Genomic DNA, 17298 nt, shown 5'->3' with positions numbered 1-17298 from the left:
TTATGTTACAAACCTATGGATAGTAGAAAACCCAAACTTGTCTTTCTCTGCCAATATCATGACATTTTAAGCCAAAAGTTAGAATGGTTATTTATTTCGGAATTCGACTGGAGCCAAGCCAGTCCATCGCTTAAAAGCCCGGCTGAAAGCACTTTGCTCTGAAAAGCCAGAGAGAAAGGCTATTTCAGCAATGCTCTGATCTGAGTTGATTAGGAGTTCCTTGGCCACATGCTCCTGTGTTTTTTGGATAATGTCACGAAAAGTTGCTCCCTGCTCATTCAATCGCCTTGTTAAGGTGCGGCTACTCATTCCCATATGACTGCTTATCTGGATAATTCCCGGAATTCCACTTGGCAAGGCATCCCTGATTAGGCTTCCGACATCAAACACAACCTTGTTTGAAGAAATGACCATACCTTTAGTCTCCTCTTCCACTCGATCAAGTAAAAATCTATTGATACTATAGTCAGCTTTGGCCGTCTGAGCTTCCAAGTCCAAGGTCCGATAGGAAATCGAATAATTGGAATGATTAAACAAGATAGGACAATTAAATGCTTCCCGATGACTTTTTAGGTCCTTAGGTGGGCCATGTTTGAATGTCACTTTGATTGGAGAAATATCTGTTTCTGTAGTTGCCTTGAGAACAACTACAGTGGCTGAAAGCGTGGCTTCATTGGATAGTTCGAGTCCTCTTCGGTGGGGTTCCCTAAGGAGTTGAATTTCTGAAATATCATCCTTCTTTTTGACATTAAAGTCGTAAGTGTTTGAAAGTAATTTGAAATAGCGTTCGCTCCTTTCAAAAATTTCCCCTGCACGAGAACAAGTTCGCCAGGAAAGGCCTAGAACCCCATAATCGTCTATTTTCATTTGTTGGCCAACACGAATTGAGAATCCTGGCTCTAAATTTCTTTCAAGAATTTCATGGAGTTCAAAAAAATGATCAGCTGGGACTGCCTGGATTCCATCTAGCGCATCATGAGCAGTAGGGAATTGCCTCAACACCTGCTCGCTAATTCCCTCTGCAAGAGCACAAACAACCAATTTTCGATAAAGACTAATTGAGATATATTTCAATGGACCATTTAATCAGTAGAAAAATAATAAGACTTTATTGAAATTACCGAAAAGTAAAACATCAACAAAGTCTCAAAGAAACAAACTCACTTTCCGATATGGGCGGAATAGAAAATTCATCAACAAACAGCTTTATCTCCAGGGAGTGGGTTTATTCAGACTGATTTTATGGAAATCAAGGAAAATTACATTTGATTTTCAAAATCATATGAGTTCCATGATTTGATCTCCGGTAAGATTTTGAACATTCCGGGTGATTCGCTCAATGGGCCAATCCCACCATTTTAGGTGTAAAAGCTTCTCAATTTCTTTATCAGAAAAGCGCTTTTTGATTTCCCGGGCGGGATTGCCTCCCACGACCGTGTAGGGGGCCACATTATTGGTAACCACCGACTTGCTGGCTATGATGGCACCATCTCCGATTTGGACCCCGGGCATGATGGTTGCACCGTAGCCGATCCAGACATCATTTCCGATGACAGTATCGCCTTTGTAAGGATACCGTTTCCCTTCCATGGCTTTTTCCCATCCCAGGCCAAAAATGGCAAAAGGGTAGGCGGAGATGGATTTGGAAAGGTGATTGGCTCCGTTCATGATGAAAGTCACATCTGATGCGATCATGCAAAACTTCCCGATGATCAATCGGTCCCCTACGAAATCGAAGAGGTATTTGATATTTTTCTCAAAATTTCGAACATCCTCAAAGTCGTCGTAATAGGTGTAGTCACCCACCTGGATTTGAGGATTTTTGATCACATTTTTCAGAAAGCAAAGTCGGTCATGACCTGCCAGAGGAAAAGCTTGGTTTTTATCAGGTCCTGTCATCGTCTGATTTTTTTGGTTGATTCAAAGGTGGAGGAAAAAGTATAGCCAATCGTCCAGGTTTATGATTTAGGACTTATTACTGTCTAACTTTTCCAGATTAATTTGATTCTGATTCGGGATTGGCTTTCACCTGATTGCTGACCAAATAGACCAAACCTGCCGATAATAGCATCAAGATAGCCATCAGCCAGCCGATCTGAGGATAGTTTAGCAGAATGCCGTCCACCCCCTGAAAAATAACCCATCCGGCAATTGCCGCAGCTATGCCTCCCGCCAACTGCTGAATAGAAGTATCAATGGCTAGGAAGGCACCTCGATGAGACTTTTTCGGAACAGCGGTAGCCAAGGCTGTTGCAGAAACCATTCGTGCATTTACCCCAAAAAACAAGCACACATGTACAAAAATAATCGATTCGAAGCGCTGAATCGCTCCAGCCGTGTACACCACTACGGTAGCTATGGAAAGCAGGGTCCCAATAGCAAATACAGTCCATTTACCGAACCGATCGGCCAACTTTCCAAAAACTGGGGCAGCTACAAGGCTAGTGACTCCAACAGCCGTGTACACAAAGGGGAGTTGGCTGTCAGCCAATCCAAGGTTATTGGTGAGAAAGGCAGCATTAAAAGTCATGAAAAATCAGTTACGGTGGGCCTTGACCCATGCTTTGGGGGTAAGGCCGGTGGATTTTTTGAAAAATTCATTAAATACCGATTTGGATGTAAATCCACTATCGTATGCCATCCCCAATAAGGTGATGTGTGCATTGGCCTTGTCAGTCACCTTTCGTTGGAAAATCGCCAGGCGATGGGAATTGACATAGTCGTTGAAGTTTTGCCCCAGTTTCATGTTGATGAGCCAGGAAAGCTTATTAGGATGCATGTCGATCTGCGCTGCCAGCGACCTTAAGGTAAGATTGGTGTCGGTCACTACCTCCTCCAGCGCCATTTTTTCCCGCAATGCTTGAAGGAAAAGTTCAGATTCTTCGGCTGCCATTTGGCTGGTTTGGGCAATGACCAATTGTTGGTTGGAGGGATGCTGTCGATGGGCCTTATGGTCCTGAAAATTCATTTGACGATAGATTTCCTGAAATCGCTTGTCCTCCCGTATATTATCCCAAACCCACCAATATTTCAGGCTGACCATCATGCTTGATTTTTCTTCCAGACCTTTCTGAAGGAAATGAATAGCCTCATCAGGTCGGTTCATCAGGCTGTACAAGGCGGCCGGATCACATGGATCGATGTAGTGACTATTTTTCAGTTCCTCAAGCACCCCTTCGGTTTCGCCGCTGAGCACTTTTACAGTCATCTGGTCCAGCTTGACCAGGCCCTCACCGTTCGTTAACTCGCTCGCCCGATCAAGGGCCTGAAAGGCTTCTTTAAATTTCCCCAAATAGCCCAACACCAACCCTTTCCAGCGAAGGGCCTCGCTGAAGTTGGGGTCTATTCGTAGGCTCTCTTCAAAAGCAGGAAGGGCATCTTCAAAACGACCTGAGAGATAATTGCAAAGACCCAGCCACCAATAGCTGATGATGTGGAGGGGATCCCTGGATACATTTTCCCTGGCGATGGCGATGGCCAGGTCGTAATCCTTCTGGATGAAAATATAATAGTTGGTGATGAAGTCGATCTCATTATTCAACCCTGCAATAACTGCCTGATTGTAGGACTGGATGGCTGCTTCCCAATTCCAGTCATGAAACAGGTGTACGTAAGCCATGACCTTGTGGGCCCGCATGTCTCTTGAGTTGATAGCCAGCGCTTTTTGGGCATATTCTCTTGATTTCTTAAACCCCTCTTTGGCAGAAATCAGGTTAAAGCCCGCATGATGAAGGTAGGTCTCGCCGATGTAGGCAAATGCTTCTGTAAAATTGGGGTCTAATTGAGTGGCTTTTGTAAATAAAACCAAGGCCTCTTTGACATCGGCCAGGTCTTTCCGTTTGAAGTGATGAATTGCTCTCAGGAAAAGATCGTATGCTTCTGGACTATCTGTTTTGGTGGAAACCAGGCGATCATCGATTTCCATGTGACCAAAATTTTCCCGAATGCGATCTGCTACCAAAAGGCTGATTTCGTCCTGCAAATCAAAAATATCCTCCAAAGTGCGGTCAAAGGTCTCTGACCAAATGTAAAACCCGTTGTCTGTTCGGATGAGCTGTACCGCAATCCGCACCCGGCTTCCGGCTTTTCGGATGCTCCCTTCAATGACTGAGGATACTCCCAGTTTATTTCCGATGATCCGGATGTCTGGTTTTTGATTCTTAAATACAAAGGAAGAAGTGCGGGCGATCACTTTCAGCCCCTGGATTTTGCTCAGTGCATTGATAATCTCCTCGGCCATCCCATCTGAAAAATACTCGTTTTCGGGGTCTGAGCTGAGATTATCAAAGGGAAGTACTGCGATTGAACGTTGATTCATCTATTAGTTAACGATACCAGGAATTGGTTCCCTGGACTACCATACTCCTAAAGTTAAAACCTCCTGAAATTTTTGCCAAAAGAAATTGCTTAAAATAAGGAGAAGCGTATTTTTTATTTTTCTTGCAGCGGCCGATCTGGTTTTCCGACCGAATCCGATTTGGCTTATCGGTAAAGCTAATTTGAGCATCAATTTCTTTCTTATTTTCATGTGGTAGTAGTGGGGGCTGCAACTGCCCCCGTACTTATAGTTTATCCGGTTTGCGGTTCACCGATAGGAGGGTTTCCCACCTTATGCTTTGCCTTCATTTACAGAATGTGGGCCGGCATCCGGTTGTTACATACCATAAATGTAATCTGAAGCAGGAAAAGATGATATTTCTTTTTTGCCATCTCTTTTCCAAAAGTCCCGAATTTCACCAAAACGTCCGCCATTACATTTCTGGACGACTGATCCTTCCGGAAAGGCCACATTTGTCCCATCAATTTGAAACAAACACATGTCCTATTTAAACACGCTAAAAATGAAAACCTTATTAACATTCTTTCTGACAATTGTGACAGTAAGTGCATTTTCACAAAGCAACCTTCAAGCAGGTGAAAATAACGGAGTAGACTATAAATACAGAGTTAGTTTTCCCGGGATCACCGTTCCCCAGTTTTTTACCAAATCCTGGGATGACCGGACGAATACGCAGCATATCGAAATCCATGTTAAGCGAAATCTGGATAGCAAGAATATCGTTGGATTGAAGTTTGCTACCTGGCGCTTATTCCAACCTATGGGTATTCTTTGGTGGGACGGACTCCTGGATAAAGTAGATTCCGGAACTGAGTTCTATCCCGGCCACATGCGGGAAACCGGGATTGGAATAAGCTATCAACGCATGTTTTGGAAGGGCCTGTTTGCCACCGTTGAAGTATTACCTCAGTTTAAAACCTATTTGGATGAGGATAACAATAAATTAGGAAATGGTTTTAAACTATACAATTCTCTCCATTTGGGTTACCATTTGGCATTTGGAAAGAAAAAGCGGTTTTTCGTTGAGCCACAGGTGCATTCTCAGGTTTGGCTTTTTGATACCAATACGCCGGATGAATTTAAGGCCTTGGATAATGAATGGAAGAACTACTTCCTCTTTGAACCCAATCTCTATATCGGGGTGAATTTCTAAAGGATGGGGCCATTCTAATGGCTGCCATGGTGCTCCGGTAGTTACAACTCCGGTGCTCCTGGCAGCAGTTTGTAAGGATGAGGCCTGGGTTTCTCAATTGGAAGCCCGGAAAAACCATAGGGCTTAAAAGCACTTCTCTTTTCATCAAAACGGTAATTCATCTCGGAATCCGATAGATTATTTAGGAAATTTAGGTGGTTATAGTCTAATTGCTAGAATATATTTACGCCCAATCAAAAATGATTGAAAGGTGTTGGTTAAATCCAGGATAGAAATTAAATAGGATGAACTTCCAGAAGACCATACGATCAGCTTTGGCCGGGTTATTCTTTTTTGCCGGACTTATGAGCTGCAATGAACAACTGAAAGAATCTGCCCGACCCAGGGTACTAATCAGTTCAGACATAGGCGGAACTGATCCGGATGACTTTCAGTCCATGATTCACTTGTTGATGTACGCAGATCGGTTTCAGTTGGAAGGCTTGGTTTCATCACCTTATGGAGAAGGTACTACAAAGGATTTTCAGGACATGATTGATGTATATGAAAAGGATTACAGCCAACTCCAATCCCATGCTCCGGCACTTCCGACTCCAAAATCTCTGAGAGAAATAACCAGGCAAGGGCAAAAAGATGCGGCACCTTTTAAAGGATATTCTGACCCGACCGAAGGATCAGAATGGATTATAAACTGTGCCAGGAGGGTAAAAGACCAACCTCTTTGGGTTTTGGTTTGGGGAGGGATTGAGGACCTGGCCCAAGCACTTCATGATGCTCCTGAAATCAAAGAAAATATCAAAGTGTACTGGATCGGAGGTCCAAACAAAAAATGGAGTATCAATGCCTATTCTTATATCGCAGAACATCACCCGGATCTCTGGATGATTGAGGCAAATTCAACGTACAGGGGATGGTTTATGGATAACGATTCTCCTGGCGATTTGAAAGGAGATGCTTATTATGAAAATTACATTCAGGGACGGGGAGCATTGGGGAAGGATTTCATCAACTATTATGAAGGCAACCTCAAAATGGGCGATACTCCTTCCCTGGTTTACCTTATGAATGGAGAACCTGATGACCCTAGTGGAGAAAGCTGGGGAGGAAGTTTTGAAAAGATCGATCGTAGTTCCAGAAATGTTTTCATGGGTGGAAGTACAGTCGAAGATACCGTGGCGGCTTATGCCATTATTGAGTGGAGATTTGAAGGACCAGATATAGCTGTTCCAGAGGATGCTGTAGTGTTCGAAATAGAAATTCAAAATCAAACATGGCCAGGATATTATCTTGGAAAAGGAACTTATGGAGTTAAATACTCCTCTAAAAAACCTGAAACCGGAAGGTATAAAACCACTAGTGACATCGCTGAATTGGATGGACTGGAAGGAGCATACGTCAGTATAGTGCCCTGGCCGGGTAAAGCCACTTCAGATGATTTTCAACTAGGTTCTAACTGGTACAGTGACCGGCAAAATCCAGCACTTTATATCGGGGATCAGCAAGGAGCAAAAACCATCTCAAAATACAGAAAGGAGTTCTTGATGGACTGGGCAGCGCGGTGGAAATGGCTCGAAAAGTAATTGCAGCTACCTCAAAATCGACCCATTAATGCTATACCTCAATGATGAAATTGGCTTACTAAAGCCAGGGACCAAATTTTTCAGTTATTTGTTTGCGAAAGGGCGGAGCCCTGTTTATTAAAATTACTGGGGAAAGTGAAATCGTTCAACTGGAAAAAAATACAGTTTAGAATAGTTTATGCAGAAGTATTCCTGTTTTAAGGTATTTTTCTCTATCCATGGCTTCTTTTTTGGATTCAAATTTCTCAGTATGTATAACATTCCATGGCCGAAATTTAATTGTCCACCCCTTTTTACCCAGCTCATTATGTGATATCAGGCGTTTTTCCAGATCAGAAGTAAACCCGATATAGATTTTATTGAATTTTTCACTGTAAAGAACATACACAGTAAACATGGGATTAAAAATAACAAAAAAAGGGCACTGTAACCAGTGCCCTTACAAGTAGCGGGAACAGGACTCGAACCTGTGACCTTTGGGTTATGAGCCCAACGAGCTACCAACTGCTCCATCCCGCGATATATTTTTAAAATGTTTATAATCGCTTTTCGGTATTTTATACGGCTGCAAACGTTTTTTGTTGCCCTTTCCTTTATTGTGGTACAAAGGTAAGGACATATTCTCAAAAATCAAGTACCTTTGTAAAAAAAAATGAAACCATGTCCGAAAGTAAACACAAGGCAGGCTTTGTCAATATCATAGGAAAACCCAATGTGGGCAAGTCTACCCTGATGAATGCCTTAATGGGTGAAAAGTTGTCTATCATTTCTTCTAAAGCACAGACTACCCGTCACCGGATCCTTGGTATCATGAACGAAGAGGAATATCAGATCGTTTTTTCCGATACTCCAGGCATGCTGAAACCCAAATATGAACTGCACAAAAGCATGATGGGTTTCGTCAACTTATCGCTGGAAGATGCAGATGTCATCCTTTTTGTAACAGACTTGTTTGATACCGATGAGGACATTCAGGAGATAATTGATAAGGTAAATGATTCGGGTGTTCCTGTATTATTGATAATCAATAAAATAGATCTCAATAAGGAGGAAAAGCTGCAGCAGGTTACCGAATATTGGTCCCAGAGGATCAAAGCAGCGGAGGTTATTCCTGTCTCCGCTCTGGAGCAATTTAATTTGCAAAAAATCATGCAGGAGATCCTGGACAGGCTTCCGGAACACCCACCGTTTTATGATAAGGAGGAACTGAGTGACCGGCCCGAGCGGTTTTTTGCTGCAGAGATCATCCGGGAAAAGATTTTTACCCAATACAAAAAGGAAATTCCCTACAGTACGGAAGTGAAAATTGAGGATTTTGAGGAAACTGACAAGCTGATTCGCATGCGTGCACTTATTTTTGTGGAGCGACAAAGCCAGAAAGGCATTATCATTGGAGATAAAGGTAAGGCACTTAAAAAGGTGGGTACTGAGGCGCGGATTGAAATGGAGAATTTTTTTGGAAAGAAAGTATTTTTGGAAACCTTCGTCAAGGTGGAGGAGAACTGGAGAAAAAATAAAAACAAGTTGAAAAAATTTGGTTACGACCAATAAGAGAGGACATTATGGCCAATATAGTAGCGATTGTAGGGAGACCTAACGTGGGCAAATCCACACTCTTTAACCGACTTATTGAGGAGCGTAAAGCCATTGAAGACAATCTCAGCGGTGTGACGCGGGATAGACATTACGGACACGCGCAGTGGGGTGGTAAATTTTTTTCGGTCATCGATACCGGAGGGTATGTCACCGGATCAGATGATCTTTACGAGAAAGAAATCAGGAAACAGGTCAGACTGGCTATAGATGAAGCATCCGTGATCCTGTTTGTGGTAGATTGTATTGACGGGCTGACAGACCTGGATACAGAATTTGCCAAAGAACTCCGAAGTACGGAAAAGCCGGTATTTATGGTAGCCAATAAGGCAGACAATCTGGACAAGATGCTGATGGCCAATGAATTTTACGCATTGGGACTGGGTGAAGATACCATCTTTCCCATTTCTTCTTCCAGTGGAAGCGGTATAGGCGACCTGCTGGATGAGCTGATCAAAAAATTTCCAGATGAGGGCGAAGAGGATCCGGACGAAGGCGTACCAAAGATTGCTATTCTGGGCCGGCCCAATGTGGGAAAATCTTCATTTCTCAATGCGCTTATTGGAAAAGAACGGTCTATCGTGACCGATGAAGCCGGCACTACCAGGGATGCTGTCCACACCAGATATCAATTGTATGGCAAGGATTATATCCTCACCGACACCGCTGGCATACGCAAAAAAGCCAAGGTAAAAGAGGATATTGAGTTTTACGCGGTCATGCGCTCCCTGCGAACGCTTGAAGATTCAGATGTGGTGATCGTGATGGTAGATGCTACACGCGGACTGGAATCGCAGGATGTAAACCTGATTTCACTGGCCATCAAAAACAACAAAGGGATCATGATCATGGTGAATAAATGGGATTTGATCGAAAAGGATCACAAGACCATGCTTACCTTCAAAGAAGACATGAGCCAAAAGTTAGGTGAAAATAAGTGGATTCCGATTATTTTTATTTCTGCACTGACCAGGCAACGAATTTATCAGGCCATGGAACTGGCCATGAAAGTCTATGACAACAAACACAGGAAAGTGCCTACTTCTAAACTGAACGAATTCATACTGCCGGAAATAGAGAAATATCCGCCGCCGGCAAATAAGGGAAAATATATCAAAATCAAATACATTACTCAACTACCGACAAAAAATCCGGTCTTTGCCTTTTTTTGTAACTTGCCTCAATACATAAAATCCCCATATACCCGTTTTCTGGAAAACCGGTTGCGGGAAAACTTTGATTTTGAAGGAGTACCCATAAAAATTACTTACAAGAAAAAATAACCGACCATGAAGCATTTATTGCATATTGTCCTTGTCCTGATTATTCTATCAACTTCCTGCACCGTTGAGGATGAACCTGCCGCGCCCCAACTTTCCGGGGGTACCTGGACACTGGAATCAGCCAATGTACAAGCCTCCGGTACTGCTGTAATTCCGGGGACCCAAAACGCGATTCCTGTTTCCCTTACCGGGACCGGTGAAGACTACAACATGACCGTGGTCTTTGGGGAAGACCCCAACACGGTGGTGGCAGCAGGTAATTTCGTATTCTTCGTAGAAGCCAGTGTGGGAGGGATACCTTTTGCTGAGCAAAGGTTTCCAGTTCAGGGCACCGATACATTTGCCGGTACCTGGGAAATCAACGAGGATCAGTTGGTCATGGTGGACAGCGATGAGGATCGATTTGAGCTGGAAATTTTAGAATTCACAGAAAACCGCTTGAAGGTCACCGGTATGCCGGATGTAGGGGATTTTACAGAGTTTGACATGGAAGGGGTGACACCAGGTGAAGCCACAGTAGAATTTGTTTTGCTGAGGCAATAGGCTTGTGTATTCTGCTATAGAAAGGCTGTTCTTATCATTTCCTTCCCGGATTTGCTGTCAAACGGGTCTGTTTTGCACGTGCTCGGACTAAACCGGGCCTATCTTTTGCCTTCGTATGGCAGGTAGATGACTTTTTTGGTTTCAAAAAAATCTTCTGAAAAGTAATCGTCCAGAAAATAAGGTACATAGCTGAGATGTAAGGCTTCCAGTTCCTCATCCACTTCGCCACCCTTTAGGTAGAAAATGCCATTCTGAAAATCCTCATGCAGGTCCTCTTTTCTGAATTTGCCTTTCACCCAGGGAAGAAATTTTTCCATTTGGGTCACCGCCCTGCTGATGATAAAGTGGTACTTTCGGTTAAGGTTTTCCGCCCTTTCCTGTTGGGCTTCTACATTTTTCAAACCTAGTTTCCGAACCACGTCTTTTACTACCGTGATTTTCTTCCCAATGGAATCCACCAGGTGGAATTGAGCTTCCGGGAACAAGATAGCCAGCGGGATGCCGGGGAAGCCACCACCTGTGCCAATATCCAGTATTTTACTGCCGGCAGGAAACTGGATCACCTTTGCAATACCCAATGAGTGCAGGACGTGATGGGTATAAAAGCTGTCCATATCCTTCCTGCTGATCACATTGATTTTGCTGTTCCATTCCTGATAAAGTGCACCCAACTGCTCCAACTGGTGAATCTGCTGCGTTGTATGGTTTGGAAAATATTTCTGAATGAGGGAATGATCTGGATGCATGGATCAAATGTGTTTGTTTTTGCCCTGGGCGATTTCGAATAGCAATTCCCTGGACCTGTGAAGCTGGGCTTTGACGGTACCGAGCGGCTTGCCCAGTTCCTCGGCAATTTCATCATAAGACAACTCATCAAAGTACCTCAATTTGACCAATTTGCGGTACTTGGCCGGGAGTTTTGCAACAAAAATGCGGACCATCTCCTTTCTTTGGGTCTTGATGAATTCGTCCTGGGGGTTGTTGTCATCATCTTCAATATCGATATTGACGGTATTACCCCCGTCATCGGTCATGGTGTTGTTGAGACTCATGGTCTTGAGTTTCTTTTTCCGGATGAAGTCGATGGTATTGTTGGTGGCAATGCGAAAAAGCCAGGTAGAGAAGGTATAATCTTTCTTAAATTTATGGAGATTTCGAAATGCCTTGGCAAAGGCCTCCATAGTCAGGTCTTCGGCATCATCCGCATCCCTGATCATTTTCAAAATCATAAAATAGACGGCTTTCTTGTAGCGTTTCATCAGCGAAGCATAAGCCTGCTGGTCCTTCTCTTTGACCGCTTTATCGATCAATTCGAAATCCTCCAATGCCTTATCCGAAAAACCTCTTTCGTTTATTTCCATCTAACTGTTTTTGACAGGTAACCCAGCGTACCCAGAACCCAAAAATAAACCATATACATTACATCGAAAAACATGGTCCAAACCATTTTTCCTTTGCCTTCCAGTTTTTTCTTTGCTTCATGTATAATGAAATATTGAATCGTGGCCCTGGAAAACACAAACCCCATTACCAGGGCAATTGGTTCCCCGGACCCGGCGGTTAATACAATCCCTATTGCAGCCAGCCAGAACACCAAATGACTCAACGAATACAGACCGATTTTTAGTTTATCCCTGTAGCGGTAATATTTACCCGCATGAAAGTGGCGTTTTTTTTGTGTAAAATAATCCCTGAAACTGGTTTTGGGCTCCGAAATAGTGATGCTTTCCGGATGGACTACGACCGCTGCGTTTGCAGCCGTCGCGTGTTGGTTTACGAACAAGTCATCATCTCCACCTTCGATGTGCCAGAGCGCTTTGAAAGCTTTTTTCTCCATAAAAAAATCCTTGCGGTAACACAAGTTTCTGCCTACCCCCATAAAGGGAGATTTCCAATACCCAAAAGAAAAATAATAGAGGGCTGTAAGCAGGGTTTCAAATTGGATGATGCGGTTTAATAGTCCGGGAAGTGCCAGGTATGAGCCATGCCCCAGAGCAAATATCTTTCCGTCGTTGCGGATTGGAGCAGACATTCGCCTGATCCACTGTGGAGAAACCGGCCGGCAATCGGCATCCGTCAGCAGTACGATGGGATGTTCGGAAACCTTTATTCCCAGCGTCAGCGCGTACTTCTTAGGGCTGAGATGAGCGGGCGTATAACGAATATTTACAGTCCTGAAGTTGGAGTACTGCAGTGAGAAGCTGCGCAGTAAGGCGTCCGATTCATCGTCCGAACGGTCATTCACTAATACAACTTCAAACTTCGGATACTGTTGCTGCATCAGCATAGGGATGAGGTCTTTTAGATGCGCGGCCTCATTTTTAGCGGCAACGACGATCGAGACGCCCTCCGGGTCCACAAGCGCAACTTCTTCCGGTAGGTTTCGGTAGAAAAAAGCAAATCTGCCGAATACAATCAACAAATACGCAAACTGTATGACAGAGGCCAGAAAAAATAAGCCCCAAATGACGTTTTCCATCCTTACTTGTGTAGTTGCCTGCTTAAGATAAAATCAAAAATCCCCTTTCTTTTGTAGAAATGCAGCTATTTTTGTGTCCAAATATAAGGAGTAATCGGTGGATTTTTCAACGAAACCAAGGAATGAAATTTAATCTTCAGCATAAAGATCAAACCACAAAAGCCAGAGCTGGCAGTATCCTGACGGATCATGGCGAGATACAAACGCCTATCTTCATGCCGGTGGGTACCGCAGGATCAGTAAAAGCAGTGCATCAGCGCGAACTGACTTACGATGTAAAGGCGCAGATTATCCTGGGCAATACCTACCATTTGTACCTGAGGCCTGCTCTGGAGGTGTTGGAAGTAGCGGGCGGCCTGCACAAATTCATGGGTTGGTCAGGTCCTATACTTACGGATAGCGGCGGATATCAGGTTTTTTCTCTGGCAGATAGCCGTAAAATAACAGAAGAAGGAGTAATGTTTCAATCCCATATTGATGGGTCCAGGCACCATTTCAGCCCGGAATCGGTCATGGATATACAGCGAAGTATCGGGGCTGACATCATCATGGCTTTTGATGAATGTACGCCCTATCCCTGCGATTGGAGCTATGCCAAAACATCGCTCGAACTGACACAGCGCTGGCTCAGGCGCTGTAAGACGAGATTTGAATCGACCGGCGGCAGATACGGATATCAGCAGTCACTCTTCCCGATAGTCCAGGGGAGTACCTATAAAGATTTGAGGCAGGATGCGGCCCGGTTTGTTGCTGACCAGGACATGGACGGGAATGCAATCGGCGGCCTGTCGGTTGGAGAGCCTGCCGGGTTGATGTATGAAATGACGGATTTGGTAACAGATCTCTTGCCGGAGGAAAAGCCCCGGTATCTGATGGGAGTAGGTACACCCGCTAATATCCTGGAAGGGATAGCCCTGGGCATTGACATGTTTGATTGTGTAATGCCGACCCGGAACGCCCGGAATGGCATGCTATTCACCAGCGAAGGGATCATCAATATCAGGAATGAAAAATGGAAAATGGATTTTTCGCCGATTGATACTGGCTTTCCTTCCCATGTCAGTAGTTTTTACACCAGGGCCTACCTCAGACATCTCACAATCAGTAAGGAAATGTTGGCCGCACAGATTGCCAGTATTCACAATTTATCCTTTTACCTTTGGCTGGTAGGACAAGCCAGAGCGCACATTTTACAGGGTGATTTTGCTTCATGGAAAAATACCATGGTAGAAAAAGTCAGCAGAAGATTGTAAACCTGTGGGAAAGCATTTCGTTTTTGTATCGAATGGTATGATGGGTAATTGACCAAATGCGGCTGTTTTGGGGCGCATAGCCGGAGCAGGCAGTTTACCTTGCTGCCGATAACCGGCCCGCTGGCCGCTTAAAACAAATTTACAAACAGGCAATGAAGCTATTGGACAAATTGATCATAAAGGATTTCCTCAAAACCTACCTTTTTGTGGTGTTGATGCTGATCATGGTGGTCCTGGTGTTGGATTTTACCGAGAAGAACGATACCTATATCCGCAATAACGTGCCCACCGGTGAAATACTGCAGTATATGCTGAATTACGGGCTGTACCTGAACAACCTGCTGACGCCGATCACGGTATTCATATCTGTTATTTTTATCACTTCCAAGATGGCTGGCAGAACAGAGATCATTGCCATTCTAAGCAGTGGGGTAAGTTTTATGCGGATGCTGGTCCCATTCCTGCTTTCTGCGATGTTGATAGCAGTAGTGAGTTTTCTGCTAAATGGCTGGGTTTTGCCGGTTGCGACCGCAGGTGTTTCCCAATTTAAGGTAGAATACCTCGACAAGGAACAGCAGTCGAACCAACAGCATATCCATATCAAGGTAGCCCCAAATGTCTATGCCTATCTTTTGCGGTATTATACCTCTAACAATTCGGGTTACAGTTTTACACTGGAGCACATCGAGGAGGGCAAATTGCTATCCAAATTCTCCGCAGACCGGATCGTTTGGGATACGACTACCAATGCCTGGAGTGCAAAAAATTGGAAGCTTCGCGAATTGCAGGAGATGGGGGAGCATTGGGAAACCGGCGAGGAAATGGACACTACCCTATCCATCACACCGAATGATTTTGATCTGCCGCTGAACCATCATGAAACGCTCACCCTTCCTGAGCTCAACAACCAAATACAAATTCTGGAAGAAAGAGGTGCGGATAACATCAGCTTTTACCGCATAGAGAAGTATGTCCGGTATATGTCTCCTTTTGCAGCCATATTGCTCACTTTTATCGGCGTTATCGTCTCTGCTAAAAAAACCAGAGGGGGCTCCGGATTTAAGATTGCGCTGGGCTTTCTTTTGGCATTTGTCTATATCATTCTTTTTTTACTCTCCAGAACTTTTGCAGAGGCCGGCACAGCCTATCCGGTATTGGCCGTCTGGATACCCAATATGGTTTTTGGGCTGACGGGTTTGGTTCTGTACAAAACCGTACCCCGATGACATGGATCTTGCCAATATAAAAGACTATCTCTGGCTGCATTTTGTCGTTCTGATCTGGGGATTTACGGCTGTTTTGGGACTGTTGATTACCCTTCCTCCCGTAGAGATCGTCATCTACCGGACACTCATGGCTGCTGCCGGGCTTTTTGTATTGTTACGTTTCAAAAAAATACCGGTAAAGGTCAGTTGGTCAAAATTGCCCAAATTCCTGTTTACCGGCGGCCTGATCGGGGTCCACTGGATTCTGTTTTTCTGGGCAGCGCAAGTGTCTACTGCTTCGGTATGTCTTGCCGGAATGGCCACTTGCTCGCTTTGGACCGCCATTATCGAACCGCTGGTGAACCGCGAACGTATCAAATGGTTCGAGATTTTCCTGGGCTTGCTTGTCATACTCGGTTTGGTTGTCATCTTTAAATTTGAAACCGGCTATTGGCTCGGGCTGAGCATGGCTGTATTTTCGGCCCTGATAGGTGCCATATTTACAGTGGTCAATGGCCGGCTGATCAAGTCCAGCAGCCCCTTTACCATCACATTTTATGAGATGCTGGGTGCCTGCCTGGCAGGGCTGGCTTTTTTACCCATTTATTTCTCTTTATTTGCGCGCGAAAGCAGCGCCTTTCTGCCGCAGGGTTGGGATTGGTTTTGGCTATTGATCCTTTCACAGGTTTGTACCGTATTTGCATTTACTGCCTCTGTTCATTTGATGAAAAGGGTCACAGCCTTTGCGATCAACCTGACCATCAATATGGAGCCTGTTTACGGGATTTTACTCGCTTTCATGGTCTTTGGAGAAAAGGAGAAAATGACACCCGGTTTTTATCTGGGAACGCTGATTATCCTCTCTTCGGTTTGCATCTACCCTCTTATTCAGTATGCCCTCAGAAAGAAGATGACCCGCCAGTTGCGCAGGCTCCAATGAAGGGCTAATCCAATTGCCGGATTAACTGAAAATAGTGCTTGGGAAAGGAAAGCTTTTCCGGGGCTGAAGAAAACAAACCAAAAACGGCGGATCCTGATCCTGACATGGCTGCATACCAGGCACCGGCCTCGTAAAAAGAGGTTTTAATGGCTGACAATGTGGGGTGATTTTCGAACAGGCTGGCTTCAAAATCATTGGTAAGATCCGTCTTCCAGGTCGAGGGCTTGTCAAGAATTTCTTTGAGGTCTTTCTGGCCGGATCTGGGTACCACACCTGCATAAGCTTCCCGGGTACTGATATGAATTTCCGGGTGTACCAGGTAGACCCAGTTTCCGGAGAGATTTACCGGAGCAGGCTGAAATAACTCTCCTCTTCCTGTAGCAATGCGCGGCTGGTTTTCAATAAAAAAGGGGCAATCGCTTCCGAGCTGGCCGCCATAATGTTCGAGTTGTAGTACATCGAGATCTAAACCGAAAATATCGCTTATCATTTTCAATGCAAATGCTGCGTCGGCGGACCCCCCACCCAAGCCCGCGCCTATGGGGATTTTTTTATACAGGTGAATACTCACAGGACTTATCCGGGGGTAGTCAGCATAAAGCATTTGATAGGCCTTCAAAACAAGATTGCTGTCCGGGTTTCCGGGAATGTCTCTGCCGCTGCTACCGAAATGCAGGGTACCAGAAGGAATGATTTCCAGCGCATCTGTCAATGGTATCGGATAGATGCAGGTAGCAATGTCATGAAAGTGGTCCTGCCTCTTTCGGAGTATTTGCAATCCAAGATTTATCTTTGCGTTGGGAAAAGTGATCATGATCATAAGCCTTTAGCATCCAAAAGTAAAAGAAAGCTGCGGATATTGGGAGAGATATCGGACAATTCATCATGCAGAAATGGGGAAACGGGAACCGACCTGGGTAAAGGCATCTG

At 44.6% G+C, this 17298-nt stretch carries 17 protein-coding genes and 1 tRNA gene; 8 read left to right on the top strand and 10 right to left on the bottom strand.

The features are described 5' to 3' along the window. Positions 1 to 87: 87 nt before the first annotated feature. The 4 genes from BUB19_RS03330 to BUB19_RS03315 form a co-directional block, all read right to left on the bottom strand. The gene (locus BUB19_RS03330) at positions 88 to 1074 is read right to left on the bottom strand and encodes an AraC family transcriptional regulator (protein WP_073091976.1); all 987 of its coding nucleotides are present in this window, start codon (positions 1072 to 1074) and stop codon (positions 88 to 90) included. A 204-nt stretch (positions 1075 to 1278) separates the two neighbouring features. After that, positions 1279 to 1899, bottom strand: coding sequence for a CatB-related O-acetyltransferase (locus BUB19_RS03325; protein WP_073091970.1), 621 nt, complete (start codon positions 1897 to 1899; stop codon positions 1279 to 1281). 97 nt (positions 1900 to 1996) lie between these two features. Continuing rightward, complete coding sequence (locus BUB19_RS03320) at positions 1997 to 2530, bottom strand: MFS transporter (RefSeq protein WP_073091965.1); 534 nt, start codon at positions 2528 to 2530, stop codon at positions 1997 to 1999. Between the two features lie 6 nt (positions 2531 to 2536). Further along, complete coding sequence (locus tag BUB19_RS03315; RefSeq protein WP_073091961.1) at positions 2537 to 4318, bottom strand: tetratricopeptide repeat protein; 1782 nt, start codon at positions 4316 to 4318, stop codon at positions 2537 to 2539. Between the two features lie 523 nt (positions 4319 to 4841). Here BUB19_RS03315 and BUB19_RS03310 point away from each other — a divergent pair. Then, on the top strand, positions 4842 to 5492 hold the full coding sequence (locus BUB19_RS03310; protein WP_073093137.1) for a hypothetical protein: 651 nt from the start codon (positions 4842 to 4844) through the stop codon (positions 5490 to 5492). Positions 5493 to 5776: 284 nt separating this feature from the next. Further along, positions 5777 to 7072: a nucleoside hydrolase-like domain-containing protein gene (locus tag BUB19_RS03305; RefSeq protein WP_073091958.1), complete on the top strand. Its 1296-nt coding sequence runs from the start codon at positions 5777 to 5779 to the stop codon at positions 7070 to 7072. Positions 7073 to 7238: 166 nt separating this feature from the next. On the opposite strand, the gene BUB19_RS03300 is transcribed toward BUB19_RS03305, so the two are convergent. After that, positions 7239 to 7469, bottom strand: a complete 231-nt coding sequence (locus BUB19_RS03300; RefSeq protein WP_073091955.1) for a GIY-YIG nuclease family protein — start codon at positions 7467 to 7469, stop codon at positions 7239 to 7241. Positions 7470 to 7518: 49 nt separating this feature from the next. Next, a tRNA-Met gene (locus BUB19_RS03295) sits at positions 7519 to 7591 on the bottom strand. 141 nt (positions 7592 to 7732) lie between these two features. On the opposite strand from BUB19_RS03295, the gene era reads away from it, so the two are divergent. Genes era through BUB19_RS03280 form a run of 3 tightly spaced genes read left to right on the top strand, consistent with a single transcriptional unit; the run spans position 7733 to position 10491 of the window. Continuing rightward, positions 7733 to 8623 carry a GTPase Era gene (gene era / locus BUB19_RS03290; RefSeq protein WP_073091952.1) on the top strand — a complete coding sequence of 297 codons (891 nt, stop codon included), beginning with the start codon at positions 7733 to 7735 and terminating at the stop codon, positions 8621 to 8623. 11 nt (positions 8624 to 8634) lie between these two features. Continuing rightward, positions 8635 to 9948 carry a ribosome biogenesis GTPase Der gene (der, locus tag BUB19_RS03285; protein WP_073091949.1) on the top strand — a complete coding sequence of 438 codons (1314 nt, stop codon included), beginning with the start codon at positions 8635 to 8637 and terminating at the stop codon, positions 9946 to 9948. 6 nt (positions 9949 to 9954) lie between these two features. Further along, positions 9955 to 10491, top strand: coding sequence for a lipocalin-like domain-containing protein (locus tag BUB19_RS03280; protein ID WP_073091946.1), 537 nt, complete (start codon positions 9955 to 9957; stop codon positions 10489 to 10491). Positions 10492 to 10589: 98 nt separating this feature from the next. Here BUB19_RS03280 and rsmG read toward each other — a convergent pair whose 3' ends face one another. From rsmG to BUB19_RS03265, 3 genes are read right to left on the bottom strand one after another with little or no spacing between them, the layout of a single operon-like run. Beyond that, positions 10590 to 11237 carry a 16S rRNA (guanine(527)-N(7))-methyltransferase RsmG gene (gene rsmG / locus BUB19_RS03275; protein WP_073091943.1) on the bottom strand — a complete coding sequence of 216 codons (648 nt, stop codon included), beginning with the start codon at positions 11235 to 11237 and terminating at the stop codon, positions 10590 to 10592. 3 nt (positions 11238 to 11240) lie between these two features. Next, positions 11241 to 11852 carry an RNA polymerase sigma factor gene (locus tag BUB19_RS03270; protein WP_073091939.1) on the bottom strand — a complete coding sequence of 204 codons (612 nt, stop codon included), beginning with the start codon at positions 11850 to 11852 and terminating at the stop codon, positions 11241 to 11243. Further along, positions 11843 to 12970, bottom strand: a complete 1128-nt coding sequence (locus BUB19_RS03265; RefSeq protein WP_073091935.1) for a glycosyltransferase — start codon at positions 12968 to 12970, stop codon at positions 11843 to 11845. The genes BUB19_RS03270 and BUB19_RS03265 overlap by 10 nt, the downstream gene beginning before the upstream one ends. Positions 12971 to 13092: 122 nt before the next feature. Between BUB19_RS03265 and tgt the strand changes: the two genes are divergently transcribed. The 3 genes from tgt (at position 13093) to BUB19_RS03250 (ending at position 16368) form a co-directional block, all read left to right on the top strand. After that, positions 13093 to 14223 carry a tRNA guanosine(34) transglycosylase Tgt gene (gene tgt, locus BUB19_RS03260; protein WP_073091929.1) on the top strand — a complete coding sequence of 377 codons (1131 nt, stop codon included), beginning with the start codon at positions 13093 to 13095 and terminating at the stop codon, positions 14221 to 14223. Positions 14224 to 14375: 152 nt separating this feature from the next. Continuing rightward, positions 14376 to 15449 (top strand): LptF/LptG family permease, encoded by a 1074-nt coding sequence (locus BUB19_RS03255; RefSeq protein WP_073091923.1) that lies wholly within the window; start codon positions 14376 to 14378, stop codon positions 15447 to 15449. A gap of 1 nt (position 15450) precedes the next feature. Continuing rightward, positions 15451 to 16368 carry a DMT family transporter gene (locus BUB19_RS03250; protein ID WP_073091919.1) on the top strand — a complete coding sequence of 306 codons (918 nt, stop codon included), beginning with the start codon at positions 15451 to 15453 and terminating at the stop codon, positions 16366 to 16368. Between the two features lie 4 nt (positions 16369 to 16372). Here BUB19_RS03250 and ispE read toward each other — a convergent pair whose 3' ends face one another. Then, positions 16373 to 17182 carry a 4-(cytidine 5'-diphospho)-2-C-methyl-D-erythritol kinase gene (ispE, locus tag BUB19_RS03245; protein WP_073093135.1) on the bottom strand — a complete coding sequence of 270 codons (810 nt, stop codon included), beginning with the start codon at positions 17180 to 17182 and terminating at the stop codon, positions 16373 to 16375. Between the last annotated feature and the right edge of the window lie 116 nt (positions 17183 to 17298).

This window comes from Cyclobacterium lianum, from assembly GCF_900143075.1.
GTDB lineage: Bacteria > Bacteroidota > Bacteroidia > Cytophagales > Cyclobacteriaceae > Cyclobacterium > Cyclobacterium lianum.
Note: the sequence above shows the minus strand (reverse complement) of the source record. Positions and strands in the feature narration are given on the sequence as shown.